General features: G+C 71.3%; 13 protein-coding genes and 1 pseudogene. 10 read left to right on the top strand and 4 right to left on the bottom strand.

All coding sequences use genetic code 11. The features are described from left to right. Positions 1–1,146, bottom strand: a pseudogene (locus E3T24_RS17100) (hypothetical protein); the annotation flags it as partial. Positions 1,147–1,304: 158 nt separating this feature from the next. Between E3T24_RS17100 and E3T24_RS17095 the strand changes: the two are divergent. Genes E3T24_RS17095 through E3T24_RS17080 form a run of 4 tightly spaced genes read left to right on the top strand, consistent with a single transcriptional unit; the run spans position 1,305 to position 6,590 of the window. Further along, positions 1,305–2,579 (top strand): MFS transporter, encoded by a 1,275-nt coding sequence (locus tag E3T24_RS17095; protein ID WP_134366528.1) that lies wholly within the window; start codon positions 1,305–1,307, stop codon positions 2,577–2,579. After that, on the top strand, positions 2,579–3,814 hold the full coding sequence (locus E3T24_RS17090) for an amino acid deaminase/aldolase (protein ID WP_134366527.1): 1,236 nt from the start codon (positions 2,579–2,581) through the stop codon (positions 3,812–3,814). Before E3T24_RS17095 ends, E3T24_RS17090 begins: the two co-directional genes overlap by 1 nt. Further along, positions 3,811–5,124 carry a D-arabinono-1,4-lactone oxidase gene (locus E3T24_RS17085; RefSeq protein ID WP_134434892.1) on the top strand — a complete coding sequence of 438 codons (1,314 nt, stop codon included), beginning with the start codon at positions 3,811–3,813 and terminating at the stop codon, positions 5,122–5,124. The genes E3T24_RS17090 and E3T24_RS17085 overlap by 4 nt, the downstream gene beginning before the upstream one ends. Continuing rightward, positions 5,121–6,590 (top strand): family 1 glycosylhydrolase, encoded by a 1,470-nt coding sequence (locus tag E3T24_RS17080; RefSeq protein WP_134434891.1) that lies wholly within the window; start codon positions 5,121–5,123, stop codon positions 6,588–6,590. The genes E3T24_RS17085 and E3T24_RS17080 overlap by 4 nt, the downstream gene beginning before the upstream one ends. A 208-nt stretch (positions 6,591–6,798) precedes the next feature. On the opposite strand, the gene E3T24_RS17075 is transcribed toward E3T24_RS17080, so the two are convergent. Further along, positions 6,799–7,533 (bottom strand): ABC transporter permease, encoded by a 735-nt coding sequence (locus E3T24_RS17075; protein WP_134366524.1) that lies wholly within the window; start codon positions 7,531–7,533, stop codon positions 6,799–6,801. Beyond that, positions 7,530–8,297: an ABC transporter ATP-binding protein gene (locus E3T24_RS17070; RefSeq protein ID WP_134366523.1), complete on the bottom strand. Its 768-nt coding sequence runs from the start codon at positions 8,295–8,297 to the stop codon at positions 7,530–7,532. The genes E3T24_RS17075 and E3T24_RS17070 overlap by 4 nt, the downstream gene beginning before the upstream one ends. Before the next feature lie 221 nt (positions 8,298–8,518). Between E3T24_RS17070 and E3T24_RS17065 the strand changes: the two genes are divergently transcribed. Beyond that, positions 8,519–9,085 (top strand): LemA family protein, encoded by a 567-nt coding sequence (locus tag E3T24_RS17065; RefSeq protein WP_134366522.1) that lies wholly within the window; start codon positions 8,519–8,521, stop codon positions 9,083–9,085. Positions 9,086–9,097: 12 nt separating this feature from the next. Further along, positions 9,098–9,982 carry a M48 family metalloprotease gene (locus E3T24_RS17060; protein ID WP_134405487.1) on the top strand — a complete coding sequence of 295 codons (885 nt, stop codon included), beginning with the start codon at positions 9,098–9,100 and terminating at the stop codon, positions 9,980–9,982. A gap of 41 nt (positions 9,983–10,023) precedes the next feature. Here the strand turns inward: E3T24_RS17060 and E3T24_RS17055 are convergent, their stop codons facing one another. Beyond that, complete coding sequence (locus tag E3T24_RS17055; protein ID WP_134434890.1) at positions 10,024–10,893, bottom strand: crosslink repair DNA glycosylase YcaQ family protein; 870 nt, start codon at positions 10,891–10,893, stop codon at positions 10,024–10,026. Positions 10,894–11,090: 197 nt separating this feature from the next. Here E3T24_RS17055 and E3T24_RS17050 point away from each other — a divergent pair, with 197 nt between their 5' ends. From E3T24_RS17050 to E3T24_RS17035, 4 genes are read left to right on the top strand one after another with little or no spacing between them, the layout of a single operon-like run. Continuing rightward, entirely contained in the window at positions 11,091–12,227 is a 1,137-nt protein-coding gene (locus E3T24_RS17050) for an ABC transporter substrate-binding protein (protein ID WP_134366519.1), read from the top strand. Continuing rightward, entirely contained in the window at positions 12,214–13,077 is an 864-nt protein-coding gene (locus E3T24_RS17045) for an ABC transporter permease (protein ID WP_174235672.1), read from the top strand. Before E3T24_RS17050 ends, E3T24_RS17045 begins: the two co-directional genes overlap by 14 nt. Continuing rightward, positions 13,074–13,937: an ABC transporter permease subunit gene (locus E3T24_RS17040; protein ID WP_134434889.1), complete on the top strand. Its 864-nt coding sequence runs from the start codon at positions 13,074–13,076 to the stop codon at positions 13,935–13,937. Before E3T24_RS17045 ends, E3T24_RS17040 begins: the two co-directional genes overlap by 4 nt. Then, positions 13,934–15,061, top strand: coding sequence for an ABC transporter ATP-binding protein (locus E3T24_RS17035; protein ID WP_134366517.1), 1,128 nt, complete (start codon positions 13,934–13,936; stop codon positions 15,059–15,061). Before E3T24_RS17040 ends, E3T24_RS17035 begins: the two co-directional genes overlap by 4 nt. The last annotated feature ends 28 nt before the right edge of the window (positions 15,062–15,089 follow it).

The following is a 15,089-nucleotide window of genomic DNA, read 5'->3' as shown; positions in this document are numbered from 1 at the left end:
GGCCGGTTCCGGCGCGGGCGCCGCGGTCGCGGTCGCGGCGGCGAGTGGAGCGGATGCCCGCGGAGAGGGGGTCGCCCGGCCGGCGGCCGGTGCCGGTGCGGCCGGGCCGTAGGCGAGGGTGAAGGCGGGGCTGCCCTGGCCCACATTGCCCGCGGCATCCTGCTGCACCGCGATCACGGCGTACGAACCGGCGGCCACGCCGCCGGCGGAACAGGTCCAGGAGCCGCCGGCGACGACGCCGCTGCAGACCGAGTACGCGCCCGCGAAGACCGTCACGGTCGAACCGTTCTCCCCGGAACCGGCGTAGGTGGCCCGGTCCAGCGGCACCCGTCCGCCCGCGGCCGGCTCGGTCACGGTCGGCGGCGCGGGCCGGTCGACGTCGAACAGGAGGGCGATGGCGGCGCTCTCATTCGACCAGGAGGGCAGGCTGAAGGTGGCCTGCTGGGCTGCCGTGACCTCGGCGGCCCCGCTGGCAAGGCGCCCGCCGAATGCGCAGGTCCAGGCGCCGGAGGTGTCGGCCGTCGCCGTGCAGCGATTGCCGTCGGCCAGGCGGACGATGACGGATGCGTTCGGGTACGCCGTCCCGCGCACCACGCCGTTCGATGCCGCCTGGCCGCTCGGCCCGCCGGTCACGACCGGTGCGGCCAGCACGGCGATGGTCTGCTCCGCGGCGAAGGCCGGGTCGGCGGTGACCACGACCCGCAGCCGCACCGACGGGCCGCTGGGCAGGCGCACCCCCGTGCAGCTCCACTCCGAGGAGTCGTCGACGACCAGGATGCAGGACGGGTCCTCGCCCGGGAACGCCGACAGGAGCTGGATCTCCTGGCCGGGCTCGCCCGTGCCGGAGACGGTGGTGCTGCCGCTGCCGACGAAACTGCCCGGCCGTGGACCGGTGATCGTCGGTGAGACGGTGGGCGGCGCCGACGACCGGGTCGGCGCCGGTGTCGCTGCGGGGGTCGCTGCGGGGGTCGGCGCGGGGGCCGGCGTGGGGGAGGAAGTGGCGGCGACCGCGGACCCGACGGAGCCGCCCGCCAGGAGGGCCGGAACGAGGAAGCCGAGCAGAAGGACCCCTGCAAGGAGACGGCCGGCGCGGTAGGACCGACGGGCCCGCGATGAGCCCGATCCGGTGAAGCGTGTCCCAACCATGATTTCCCCCCGTGACCATTTCAGGGGGTGGGGGCCTCAAAGTCAACGCCGGACACGCCGTGCCGGTTGCACCGCGACACATTCGTGATCTTCCGGGCATGGTGCATACTGAAAAATCGGGTCATCTGTCCCGCCCACCAACCAGAACGGGACGGCGCATGAGCGCACCGAACCTACTCGCGGGCTCCGGCTCCGGCTCCGTCTTCGCCGAACCGAACCGGCGCGTTCCCGGGCGCTGGATCGCCGTCTTTGCGACGGCCTGGCTCGGCATCTGGATGGCGCAGCTCACCCCGGTGCAGCTCCTCCTGCCGGCCCAGATCGACCGGCGCCTCCAGCCCGAGAATTGGGTGGACAGCGTCGTGGCCTTCGGCGTGATCTCGGGCATCGCCGGCCTGTGCGCGATCGTGGCCTACCCGCTGACCGGGGCGCTGTCCGACCGCACGACCTCCCGGTTCGGCCGTCGCCGACCCTGGATCGCCGGCGGGGCGGTGCTCTTCGCGGCCGCCCTGCTGCTGCTCGGCGCGCAGACCACCATGCTGGGGATCGGGTTCTTCTGGGCGCTCGCCCTGACCGGTTTCTGCGTGATGACGGCCGCGCTCACCGCCACCATCTCGGACCAGGTCCCGGTCGACCAGCGCGGGTACGTGTCCGGCTGGCTGAGCGCCCCGCAGGCGGTGGGCATCATCGTGGGCCTGCTGCTCGTGACGATGCTGTTCACCGGCCAGTTCGCCGGCTATTTGGTCGTAGCGGTGCTCCTGCTGGTCCTGGCGGTTCCGTTCCTGCTGCTGCCCGACGCGGTGCTCCAGCCGCACCAACGCGCGCCGGTGACCGTGCTGGGCCTTCTGTCCAGCCTCTGGATCAGCCCGCGGGAGCACCCCGATTTCGGCTGGACCCTGCTCAGCCGGGTGCTGGTCAGCTTCGGCAACGCGTTCGGCACGACCCTGCTGCTCTACTTCCTGATGTTCGGGCTGAACGACGAGAATGCGGAAGACGACCTGATCCTGCTCACCCTCGTCTACATGGTGTTCGTGATCCTGGCGTCGATCTTCCTGGGCCGGTGGAGCGACGCGCTGGGCATCCGCAAGGGCTTCGTCTTCGTCGCCGCCGGCCTGCAGGGGTTCGCGGCGCTGCTGCTCGCCTTCATCCCCGACCTGGGCGTCGCGATGGTGGCCGCCGGCATCCTCGGTCTCGGCTACGGCTGCTTCCTCTCCGTCGACCAGGCGCTGGCCACCCAGGTGCTGCCCGACCCGGCCGCCCGCGGCAAGGACCTCGGCATCATGAACATCGCCACCGCGGTGCCGCAGGCGCTCGCGCCGCTGCTGGGGGCGTTCACGGTCGCCGTGGGCGGCGGCTTCCAGGCCCTGTTCGTGCTCGCGGGCCTCTGCGCCTTCGGCGGGGCCCTCGCGGTCACCCGGGTGAAGGCGGTGCGCTGATGGGCCTCGACCTCGGCTCCCGGCCGGCGTCGCAGCCCTGGCTGACCCCCGGGCAGTACTGGCCCGGACTGACCGCCGCCACGGCGCAGCTGGAGACCCCCGTCGCCGCCCTGCACCTGGACGCGCTGCGGCACAACACCCGGTCCCTCCTCGGTCGTGCGGGCGGCACCCCGATCCGGGTGGCGACGAAGTCGATCCGGGTGCGCGGCGTGATCGAGGCCCTCCTGACCCTCCCCGGTTTCCAGGGGGTCCTCGCGTACACGCTCGCCGAGGCGCTCTGGCTGGCCGAGACGGTGACGGATGTCGTCGTCGGCTACCCCACGGCCGACCGGTCCGCGATCCGGCGGCTGGGCACCTCGCCACACCTGGCCGCGACGGTCACGCTGATGATCGACTCGGTCGCGCAGCTGGACGAAATCGACGCCGTGCTCCCGCCGGCCGGCCGGGCCCCGATCCGGGTCTGCCTGGAACTCGATGCCGCCTGGGACGCCCCGGTGCTCGGCCACCTGGGCGTGTGGCGCTCGCCCGTGCACACCCCGGCGGATGCCCGCAGCCTTGCCGCCGCCGTCGTGGCCCGGCCCGGCTTCTCCCTGGTCGGCCTGATGGCCTACGAGGCGCAGGTGGCCGGAATCGGCGACCGCCCGGCCGGCAAACCGGTGCAGGGGCGGGTCAACCGCTGGGTGCGGCGGCGGTCCGTGGCCGAGATCGCGGACCGGCGCAGCGCGGCCGTCGCCGCGGTGCGCGAGATCGTCGCGCTCGAGTTCGTGAACGGGGGCGGGACCGGTTCGCTGGAGACCACCCGCGCCGACGCATCCGTCACCGACATCGCCGCCGGCAGCGGCTTCTTCGGCGGGCACCTGTTCGACCACTACGCCAGTTTCCGGCCCGCGCCGGCCGCCGCGGTCGCCCTCTCGATCGTGCGCAAGCCGAGCCCGGCCACGGGTACGCTGCTCGGTGGAGGCTGGGTGGCCTCCGGGGTGCCCGGCCGCGACCGCTTGCCGCGCCTGGTCTGGCCGGAGGGCCTGCGCCTGATGCCGCGGGAGATGGCCGGCGAGGTGCAGACCCCGCTGACCGGGCCCGGAGCGGCCGGCCTCTCCGTCGGCGACCGGGTCTGGCTGCGGCACGCCAAATCCGGGGAGCTGAGCGAGCACGTGAACGAATTCGCCCTGGTCGACAACGGGCGGGTGGTCGACATCCTGCCGACCTACCGCGGCGAGGGGAAGGCCTTCCTGTGAGTGCGAGCGGAGGGGTCTGGACCAACTGGGCCCGCAACCAGAGCGTGCGGCCGGTGCGCGTCGAACGGCCCCGCAGCGTCGGCGCCGTGCAGCGCGCGGTGGTGTCGGCCGGGAAGGCCGGGCTGCGGATCAAGGCGGTGGGGTCCGGGCACAGCTTCTCCGCGATCGCGGTGGCCGGCGGCGTGCAGCTGGACCTGCTCGACCTGGCCGGCCTGATCAGCGTCGACCCGGTTCTGGGCCGGGTCACGCTCGCCGCCGGCACCCGCCTGTTCGAGCTGCCGCGGCTGCTCGAACCCCACGGCCTGGCCCTGGCGAACATGGGCGACGTGGACCGGCAGACGATCTCCGGCGCCACCTCCACCGGCACGCACGGCACCGGCGGCCGTTTCGGCGGCCTCGCCACCCAGATCACGGCCCTCACCCTGGTCACCGGCGACGGCACCCTGCTGCGCGTGAGCGAGACCGAGAACGCCGAGCTGCTCCCGGCGGCCCGGCTCGGGCTCGGGGCGCTGGGCATCCTGGTGGACCTGACCCTGCAGTGCGTGCCCGCGTACCTGCTGCGCGCCGTCGAGGCCGCCGAACCCCTCGAGGAGGTGCTGGACACCTACCTCGATCGGTCGGAGAACCCCGACCACTTCGAGTTCTACTGGTTCCCGCACACGGACACCGCGCTGACCAAGACCAACACCCGACTCCCGGCGGACGCGGGCCGGTCCCCGCTCGGCCGGGTCTCCCGCTGGGTCGACGACGAACTGCTCGCGAACGGGGCCTACCGCGCCATCTGCGCGCTCGGCCGGCTGGCGCCCCGGGCGGTGCCCCCGTTCAACCGGCTCGCCACCCGCCTCAGCGGCCGGCGTGAATTCACGGATGTCTCCAACCGGGTGTTCGTGACCCGCCGCACGGTGCGCTTCCGGGAGATGGAGTACGCCCTGCCGCGCGAGCAGGTGCCGGCGGCGCTGCGCGAGGTGCGGGCCCTGATCGAGGAGCGCGGCTGGCGGATCTCCTTCCCGATCGAGGTGCGCTCCGCGGCGGCCGACGACCTGTGGCTCTCCACCGCCAGCGGGCGGGACACCGGCTATATCGCCGTGCACCGCTACTTCCGGGAGGACCCGACCGAGTACTTCGACGCGGTGGAAGCGATCATGCGCGCGCACGACGGGCGCCCGCACTGGGGCAAGCTGCACGACCGGGACGCGGACTCGCTGCGCCAGAGCTACCCGCACTTCGGCGACTTCCTCTCGGTGCGTGACAGGCTTGATCCGGAGCGCCGCTTCAGCAACAGCTATCTGGAAAGAGTTTTGGGTCGATGAGCACCAAGCCAGTCAACAGCAACACCCCCGCGGCGCGCGCCTGGGAACACCGGGCCGTAGAGTTGGGCGACCGGCTCCCGGACGGTTTCGTCGTGGGCACGGCCACCTCCGCCTTCCAGATCGAGGGCGGGGCTCGCGAGGGCGGACGCGGGGAATCGAGCTGGGACCCGTTCACGGCGGCGACCGGCCGCATCCGTGACGGTTCGAACGCCTCGGTGGCGACCGACCACTTCACCCGGGTCGACGACGACGTCGTCTTCCTCCGCGAACTGGGCGGTGACGCGTACCGGTTCTCGCTGGCCTGGTCGCGGGTGCAGCCGGACGGCCGCGGGGCGCTCAGCCGCGCGGGCCTGGCGTTCTACGACCGCCTGCTCGACGGCCTGCTCGCGGCGGGTATCAGCCCGATGGCGACGCTGTACCACTGGGACACCCCGCTGAAACTCCGCGGAGGCTGGCTGAACCGCGACACCGCGATGCGGTTCGGTGACTACGCGCACCAGGTCGGCGAGGCCTTCGGGGACCGGATCGATTCCTGGGTGACCCTGAACGAGCCCGCGACGGTGACCCTGAACGGCTATGCCCTGGGCACCGACGCGCCCGGGGAGGCCCGGCTCTTCGGTGCCCTGCCGGCCGCCCACCACCAGCTGCTCGCCCACGGCCTCGCCGTGCAGGGGCTCCGCGCCGCCGATGTGCGCGGCGGCATCGGAATCGCCAACGCGCACTCGCCCGTGCAGGCCGCCAGCGGCCGGGAAGCCGACGAGGTGGCGGCGCAGCTGTTCGACGTGCTGCACAATCGGATGTTCGCCGACGCGGTCCTGCTCGGCCGCTACCCGGAACCGCCCGAACCGTACGCGGTCCCGCTGCGGCTGCTGCTGGAGACCGACCCCGACGACCTGCGCACCATCCGGCAGCCGCTGGACTTCTACGGCCTCAACTACGTGCAGCCGTCCCGGATCAAGGCCGGCCCGGCCGCGCCGAAGACCCCGCAGGGTCCGCCCCGGGAGGGGCCGGCCGAGACGGTGGTCGCGTTCCCCTTCCACGTGATCCCGTTCCGCGAGTTCCCGGTGACCGGGTCCGGCGCCGCCATCGCCCCGGAGTACCTCGGCGTGGCGCTGGGCGAGCTGCGGGACCGCTACAGCGACGACCTGCCGCCGGTGTACGTCACGGCCGGCGGCGCGGCCTTTCCCGACGTGGCCGACAAGTGGGGAGCCGTGCACGACCCGGCCCGGATCGACTACCTCGCCGAGCACCTCACGGCCGCGCTCGCCGCGGTCGCCCCGGGCGGCACCGCGGCCGGGGTCAGCCTCCGCGGCTACTTCATCTGGTCCCTGCTGGACAGCTTCGAGTGGACGGCCGGTTACACCCGCCGGTACGGGCTCGTGCACGTGGACTTCCTCGACGGAACCCGTCCCCGCACGCCCAAGTCCTCCTACCGCTGGCTGCAGAAGGTGCTCGCCGCCCGCTGACCCGCCCCCTTCCCCGTCACGCCTGCCTCGCTACCCAAATCCCGCCTGCCCGTGTGTGGCTAACTCAGGAGAAACGCGGCTACCGCGGGGTGCAGGCCGCGGACCAGTGCGACGGATGCCGCCACTCTGGCGGGATCTCCTGAGTTGGCCACGGGAGGGCAGAGCAGTGGATGCGCGCGGAGGGTGGTGGGCGCAGCGTAGGAGGCGGCTACGGGGTGCGGCGGCGCAGGGTGATCGAGCCGAGCACGACGGCGCCGACGATCCAGGCGCCGATGATCAGCAGCTCGCCGGCGACGTAGGCGGCATCCTGCGAATCGGTCGCCACCGCCCGAAGCGCGTCGACGGCGTGCGAGAGCGGCAGCCAGTCGCTGACCGCCTGAAGGGCGTCCGGCAACTGGTCGCGGGGGAGGAAAATGCCGCAGAGCAGGATCTGCGGGAAGACCAGCAGCGGCATGAACTGCACCACCTGGAATTCGGTGCGGGCGAACGCGCTGGCCAATAGGCCGAGGGTGGTGCCGAGAATCGCGTCGGCGACCGCGACGGCGAGCAGCAGCCAGATCGAGCCCTGGATCTCCAGCCCGCAGACCCAGACCGAGAAACCGACCGCGATCGAAGACTGCAGCACCGCGAGCAGACCGAACGCGAGCGTGTAGCCGAGGATGAAATCACCCTTGCCGAGCGGCATAGAGAGCAGCCGCTCAAGGGTTCCGGTGCGCCGCTCCCGCAGGGTCGTGATGCTCGTGACGACGAACATGATCGTGAACGGGAACAGGGCGATCATCGCCGGGCCGACCGTGTCGAAGACCCGGGTGTCGGAGAAGATCCAGGCCAGCAGCCCGATCAGCAGGCTGGGCACGGCCAGCAGGAGCACCACGGTGCGCGGGTCGTGCCGGATCTGGGTGAGCACCCGTCCGGCCGTCGCGAGGGTGCGGCGCGGATTCACGAATGGCCCGCGTCCGTCGGGCCGGCGGGGAACGTGTCATCGACCGACGGATGTGACGCGATCAGCGCGAGGAACGCCGCCTCGATATCGGGGGTGCCGGTGGTGCCCAGGAGACCCGCCGGTGTATCGTCGGCGAGGATCTCACCGCCGCGCATCAGCAGGAGCCGGTCGCAGCGGCTGGCCTCGTCCATCACGTGGCTGGAGACGAGCAGGCTCGTTCCGGCCGCCGCGAGGCGGTGGAACAGGCTCCACAGCTCCACCCGCAGCACCGGGTCCAGGCCGACCGTCGGTTCGTCGAGCACCAGGAGCTCGGGCGAGCCGAGCAGCGCACCGGCCAGGGAGACCCGGCTGCGCTGGCCGCCGGAGAGGGACCCGGCCAGCTGGCCCGCATACGGGGCCAGGTCGGTGGCGTCGATCACCCGGTCGACGTCGCCCAGGGGCACCCCGAGCACGGAGCGGAAGTACAGCAGGTTCTGGCGCACCGTAAGGTCGTCGTAGACGCTGGCATCCTGGGTGACGTAGCCGACCCGGCGCCGGAGCGGCGCGGAACCGGCGGGACGTCCGAGCACGGTCACGGTGCCGGACCGCACGATCTGAACGCCGACGATCGCCCGCATCAGGGTGGTCTTGCCGCATCCGCTGGGTCCGATCAGGCCGACGACCAGCCCGCTGGGCACCGTGAGGTTCAGGCCGTGCAGAACCGGATGCGCGCCGCGACGGGCACGAAGGTCGCGCACCACGACGGCGGAAGTTTCGGAGGTCACTCCTGCATTATTCGCCCGTGCTGCGGGAATGTCGATCAACCGCCGGGGCGATTCTTGGAGTCTGATGGGAAGCGGATGGGAGCCTCAGGACGCGCGGTTATGATGGTCACGAACTGCGAGTACGCCTCCGAGGCGAGCTTGTTCAGTCCGTGTCTCCTCTCTCAAACACAAGCTCAATCGCCCGCTCAGAATTGCCTCACCCGTCTCAAGGAGAAGCTGCCATGGAATGGCTCATCCCGGTCCTCATCATCGTTGTACTCGTCGCCATCGTCGGGATCTACCTGTGGGCTACCTACAATTCCCTCGTCACGCTCAAGGTTCGCGTCGACGAGGCGTGGAGTGACATCACGGTGCAGATGAAGCGGCGGGCCGACCTGATCCCCAACCTGATCGAAACGGTCAAGGGCTACGCCGCGCACGAGAAGGCGGTCTTCGAGAACGTCACCAAGGCGCGCGCCGAGTCGCTTAGCGCGCAGGGCCCGGCCGAGGCCGCCGCCGCGGAGAACCACATGCAATCCGCCCTGCGCAGCATCTTCGCCGTCGCCGAGGCCTACCCGCAGCTGCAGGCCAGCCAGAACTATCTGCAGCTCCAGGCCGAGCTGGTCGACACGGAGGACAAGATCCAGGCGTCACGCCGCTTCTACAACGGCGGCGTGCGCGAGCTCAACACGAAGATCCAGGTCTTTCCCAACAACCTGATCGCCCGCAATCTCGGTTTCACCCAGCGCGATTTCTTCGAGGTGTCCGACTCCGCCGCCATCGCGGAGCCGCCTCGCGTGCAGTTCTAGCGGCCGGCCGATATGTACAGCGCGATAGCGCGCAATAAGCGCAACACGGTCTTCATCATCATCCTGTTCCTGGTGATGATCGCGGGCCTCGGCTGGCTCGCCAACTATGTCTACAGTCCTCCGGGCAGCTACGGCATCCTGATCATGACGATCGTGATCGCCTCCGGCTACGCCCTGGTGCAGTACTTCATGGCCGGCCGCCAGGCGGTTGCCCTGAGCGGTGGAGTGCGCCTGAACAGCAAGGCGGAGAATCCGCGGCTGTGGAACATCGTCGAGAACCTGTCGATCACGACCGGCACCCCGATGCCCGAGATCTACGTCATCAACGACCCGGCCCCGAACGCCTTCGCGACCGGCCGCGACCCCCGACACGCGATCGTGGCGGCCACCACCGGGCTGCTGGAGATCATGACCGATTCCGAACTCGAGGGCGTCATGGCGCACGAGCTCGGGCACGTGCGCAACTACGACATCCGGGTGTCGATGGTCGTCTTCGGGCTGGTCGTCGCCGTCGGTTTCATCTCCGACATGTTCCTGCGGATGGCGTTCTTCGGCCGCGACAACAAGAACGGCAACCCGGTCGTGATGGTGTTCGGGCTGGTCGCCATGGTCGTGGCGCCGTTGGTGGCCAGCATGGTGCAGCTGGCCGTGTCCCGTCAGCGCGAATACCTGGCGGATGCGACGAGCGCGATGACCACCCGCAACCCGGACGCGCTGGCCAGCGCCCTGGCCAAACTCGAGACCTACGCCCGGCCGATGCGCAAGCAGAACACGTCGATGGCGCACCTCTGGATCGCCAACCCGCTGAAGCCGGGCGCGATGGCGAAGCTGTTCAGCACGCATCCGCCGATCGAGGAACGGATCGAACGCCTGCACACCATGGGCCGCAAGTTCTAACTGCCGTTCCCGCCGCCCGAGAGCGACCGGAACGGGAACTGTCAGAGCTCTGCGGCCAGCGCGGCCGCGAGGGTGCCGCGCGGCCGGACGTCGATCGCGCCCAGTCCCTGCCAGGCGGCGGTCTCGCGCAGCACGCCGGCGAGCCGTTCGGCCGTGTCGCGGGGCGCGCCGGGCTCTGACCAGGCCGCCTGCACCCGGAGCACCCCCGCCTGGCGGTCGTTCTTGAGGTCGACCCGGCCGACGATCGTGTCGCCCAGCAGCACCGGCAGAACGTAGTAGCCGAAGACCCGTTTGGGCTGCGGGGTGTAGATCTCGATCCGGTAGTGGAAGCCGAACAGGCGCTGGGCCCGGCCCCGATTCCAGACCACCGGGTCGAAGGGCGAGAGCACCGCGTCGGCGTCCACGCTGCGCGGCAGGCGGGCGTCCCGGTGCAGCCAGGCGGCTCCCGGTGAGCCCGCGGGGCCCCAGCCCGGCACCTCGACCGGGAGCAGCTCGCCGGCATCCGTCAGGTCCCGGATGGCGGCCAGCGTCGGTGCGCTCTTCAACCGGAAGTAGTCGGCGAAATCGTTCGCCGTGCCGATGCCGTGGGCGCGCGCCGCCCGGCGCACCAGCTCCCGGTGCGCGTCGGCCGGTTCGACCCTTCGGCCGAGCAGCTCGGCCGGGAAGATCTGCTCCGGCAGCCCGTACACCCGCTCGAACCGTGAACGCCCGGCGCTCCCCGCGAGACGGCTGAACGCCGGCAGGTAGTGGCTGCGCTCGAACACGTTCACCGAGTCGATCTGCAGCAGCTCCAGCCGGTTCACGAGGGCGTCCAGCTGACGGATGCCCGGAGTCACGCCCGAGCGCCGGCCGAAACCCTGCGCGCCGAGCGCGATCCGGCGGGCGAGGGCGGGGGAGACGGTCTGGAGCACAGTCCGACCCTAGCGGCACCGGGCGCGCTGTCGGCGCGGGCGCCCACCGGCATCCGTCATGCGTCATTCACGCGGCGTTCAGGTCGGTGCCGCCTGCCGGTCGAATTCCGCTCCTAGTCTCGCGGTGACCAGTTACCCGGTTACGAACGGCCCGCGCTGACGCGTGAGCGGCCGGGCCCTGGTCCGACGGAGGAAAATTGTTCAGCACCCGAACCCTGGCCACCACCCTGGCCGCGGCCGCACTCGCCCTCAGCCTGGCGGCGTGCAGCGGATCGGCCGCGGGCGGCACCCCGGCGGCCGGCGCGGTCGACGCCGCCACCGCCACCAGCCTCACCGCTTTCGGCGACCTGACCGCGCTGGAGGACGCAGCCCAGGCCGAGGGCGCCCTGAACGTCATCGCCCTGCCGCGCGACTGGGCCAACTACGGCGCCGTGCTCGACGCGTTCGCGAAGAAGTACCCGGGGATCGCCATCACCGAGGCCTCGCCCGACGGTTCCAGCGCCGAGGAGATCCAGGCGGCCGACAACCTCAAGGGCCAGGACACCGCCCCCGACGTGTTCGACCTGGGCCTGGCCGTCGCCCTGTCGAGCACCGACCGGTTCGCGCCGTATCAGGTCGCCACCTGGGCCGACATCCCGGATGCGCTCAAGGAGGCCAGCGGCCTCTACACCGGCGACTACGGCGGATACATGGCCGTCGGCTACGACCCGGACGTGGTCCCGGCACCGAAGAAGCTGGATGACCTGCTCGGCAGCCAGTACAAGGGCAAGGTCGCTATCAACGGCGACCCGACCCAGGCCGGTGCGGCGTTCGCCGCCGTCGGGATGGCCGCCGTGCAGAACGGCGGCACGGTCGACGACTTCCAGCCCGGCGTCGACTTCTTCGCCAAGCTCAACACGGCCGGCAACTTCGTCAAGATCGACCCGACCCCGGCCACCATCGCCTCGGGCGAGACCCCGGTGGTGCTCGACTGGGACTACCTCAACGTGGGTTACGGCACCAAGCTGAAGGGGGAGCGCAACTGGAAGGTCGTCGTCTTCCCCGGCACCGGCTACGCCGGGTACTACAACCAGGCCGTCAGCAAGGATGCCCCGCACCCGGCAGCCGCCAGGCTCTGGCAGGAGTTCCTCTACAGCGACGAGGGGCAGAACCTTTGGCTGGCCGGCGGGGCCCGCCCGGTGCGAGCCGAGGCCATGGCCGAGGCCGGCACCATCGATTCCGCCCTCTTCGACGCCCTCCCCGCCGCACCGGCGGAGACCGTCGTGCCGACCGAGGACCAGAGCGCCACGGGAGCCGCACTGCTCGGCGAGAAGTGGGCGGCTGCTGTCCGCTAGACGACGCCCGCCGGCAGCGGCCTTCGGGCTGCTGCCGTTCGCGGCGTATGTGCTGCTCTTCCTGGTGGTGCCCACGGTCATCGCGGTGGGCACCGGCTTCGTCGACCAGGACGGCGCGTTCACTCTGGCCACCGTGGCCGCCCTCGGCGACCCGGTCGTCCTCGGCGCGTTCTTCAACTCCTTCTGGCTGTCCGCTCTGACGGCGGTGATCGGCGCCACCGTCGGCGCCGCGGCCTGCTACGCGCTGCTGGGCGCCCCCAGCGGCGGCCCCCTGCGTGCCGTGGTGGATTCCCTCAGCGGCGTGCTGGCCCAGTTCGGCGGCGTCATGCTGGCCTTCGCGTTCATCGCGACCATCGGCATCCAGGGCATGGTCACCGTGGTCCTGCGCGACAGCTTCGGCGTCGACATCTTCGCGGACGGGGTCTGGCTCTACGAGATGCCAGGCCTGGTGCTGCCCTATATCTACTTCCAGGTGCCGTTGATGATCATCACCTTCATGCCGGCCTTGCAGGCGCTGAAGCCCACCTGGGCCGAGGCGAACGCCACGCTCGGCGGCAGCCGGTCCACCTACTGGCTGCGCATCGCGCTGCCCATCCTCGCCCCCTCCTTCCTGGGCAGCCTGCTGCTGCTCTTCGCGAACGCGTTCTCGTCCTATGCGACCGCCGCGGCCCTCACCAGCCAGGGTTCGCAGATCGTGCCGTTGCAGATCCGATCCGCCCTGACCAGCGAGACCCTGCTGGGCCGGGAGAACCTCGCCGGCGCGCTGGCACTCGGGATGGTCGTGGTCATGGGCCTGGTCATGTTCGGGTACTCGGCGCTGCAGGCCCGCGCGGCCAGGTGGCAGCGATGAACCGCTCCGAACTTTCGAGCGGCCGGCCGGCGGCTCCCGCCGTGGCGCACGCCCCGTCCCGCCCGGTCCGAACGGCGATCCTGGGCGTGATCGGCCTGGTCTTCGCCGTGCCGATCGTGGCGATGGTCGAATTCACGCTGCGCAAAGGCCTCGGCGGGGGACACGACTTCAGCCGCTGGAGCGCACTCTTCGCCGGCGGAGCCAGCGGTCAGTACCGGCCGGTGCTGACCGCCCTGGGCAACTCGGTCGGGCTGGCCCTGGGCACGGTCTTGATCGTGCTCCTGCTGCTCGTGCCCACCCTGCTGCTCGTGCACCTCCGCTTCCCACGGTTGCGGCGGCTGATCGAATTCGTCTGCATCCTGCCGATCAGCATCCCCGCGATCGTGCTCGTCGTCGGGCTGGCGCCCGTGTATTCGGTGATCGCGGGGATCGTCGGCAGCGGCGTCTGGACCCTCGCCTTCGCCTACGGCATCACGGTGCTCCCGTTCGCCTATCGGGCCATCCAGTCGAACCTCGACGGCGTGGACGTGCGCACACTGAGCGAGGCGGCCCGCACCCTGGGCGCCGGGTGGGGCAGCGTGCTCCTGCGTGTGCTCGTGCCCAACCTCCGCCGGGGCATCCTGGCCGGGGCCTTCATCGCGATCGCGGTGGTGCTCGGCGAGTTCACCATCGCGTCCCTGCTCAACCGCATCACCCTGCAGACGGCGCTCGTGGTCGTCAGCAAGGCCGACCCGTACACGGCCGTCATCCTGTCCCTGCTCGCACTCGGGTTCGCCTTCGTGCTCCTGCTCGTCATCGGGCGGCTGGGCGCGGTCCGCACGCGCCCCGTACGTCGACCAACCCCCGGAGGTCAGCCATGATCCAGCCTCAGACCCAGCCCACGATCCAGGCGGAGACCCGGCCCCGGACACAGGCGGAGAGCCGCCCCCGGCCGGGCGCGGTCGTCGAATTCTCCGGGGTCGTCAAGGAATTCGCCGGCCACCGGGCACTGGCCGGTTTCGATCTCACGCTGCACGCAGGGGAGTTCGTGGCCCTGCTCGGTCCGAGCGGGAGCGGCAAGACCACGGCGCTCCGGGTGCTCGCCGGCCTGGAATCCACGGATGCCGGCAGCATCCTGATCGACGGCACCGACGTGTCCCGGATGGCGACGAGTCGGCGCGACATGGGGATGGTGTTCCAGTCGTACTCCCTGTTCCCGCACCTCAGCGCCGGGGAGAACGTCGAGTTCGGGCTGCGGATGCGCAAGGTCCGGGGCGAGGAACGTCGCAGCCGTGCCGCCGAGGCGCTGGCGCTGGTGGGCCTGGACGCCCACTACGACCGCTTCGCCCACCAGCTGTCCGGCGGGCAGCAGCAGCGGGTGGCCCTGGCCCGCGCCCTCGTCACCCGGCCGCGCGTGCTCCTCCTGGACGAGCCGCTGTCCGCCCTCGACGCCAAGGTGCGCGTGCAGCTGCGCGAGGAGATCCGGCGGATCCAGACCGAACTGGGAATCACCACCCTGTTCGTCACCCACGACCAGGATGAGGCGCTCGCCGTCGCCGACCGGGTGGCCGTGATGCGGGACGGATTGGTCGAGCAGGTCGGCACGCCCGAGGAGCTCTACACCCGGCCCGCCTCGCCGTTCATCGCCGATTTCGTGGGGCTGAGCAACCGGCTCGCCGGGGAGGTGCGTCACGGCTTCGCCCGCGTGCAGGGCGCGGTGCTGCCGCTGGTCGATCCCTCGCACCCCGACGGCGACGTGCTGGTCTCGGTGCGCCCCGAGGACCTTGAACTGACCGATCTCGAACTGACCGAGGATGACGCGCGGGGCCAGGTGCTGTCCACCAGCTTCCACGGTTCGCTGCGCCGCACGACCGTGCGGCTGGATGACGGGACGCTCGTGTTCGTGCAGCACGGTGCCCGGCTGCATCCGTCGAAGGGAGACCGAATCGGGGTGCGGTTCACGGGGGTGCCGGTGTCGGTGGAAACGGTGCGGCCGGAGGCCTGACCCCGGCCCGGAAACGGCGGAACATGCC

It is taken from the genome of Cryobacterium sp. TmT2-59, assembly GCF_004403545.1.
In the GTDB taxonomy this organism is placed as follows: Bacteria; Actinomycetota; Actinomycetes; order Actinomycetales; family Microbacteriaceae; genus Cryobacterium; species Cryobacterium shii.
This window is presented reverse-complemented; position numbering and strand designations above follow the sequence as displayed.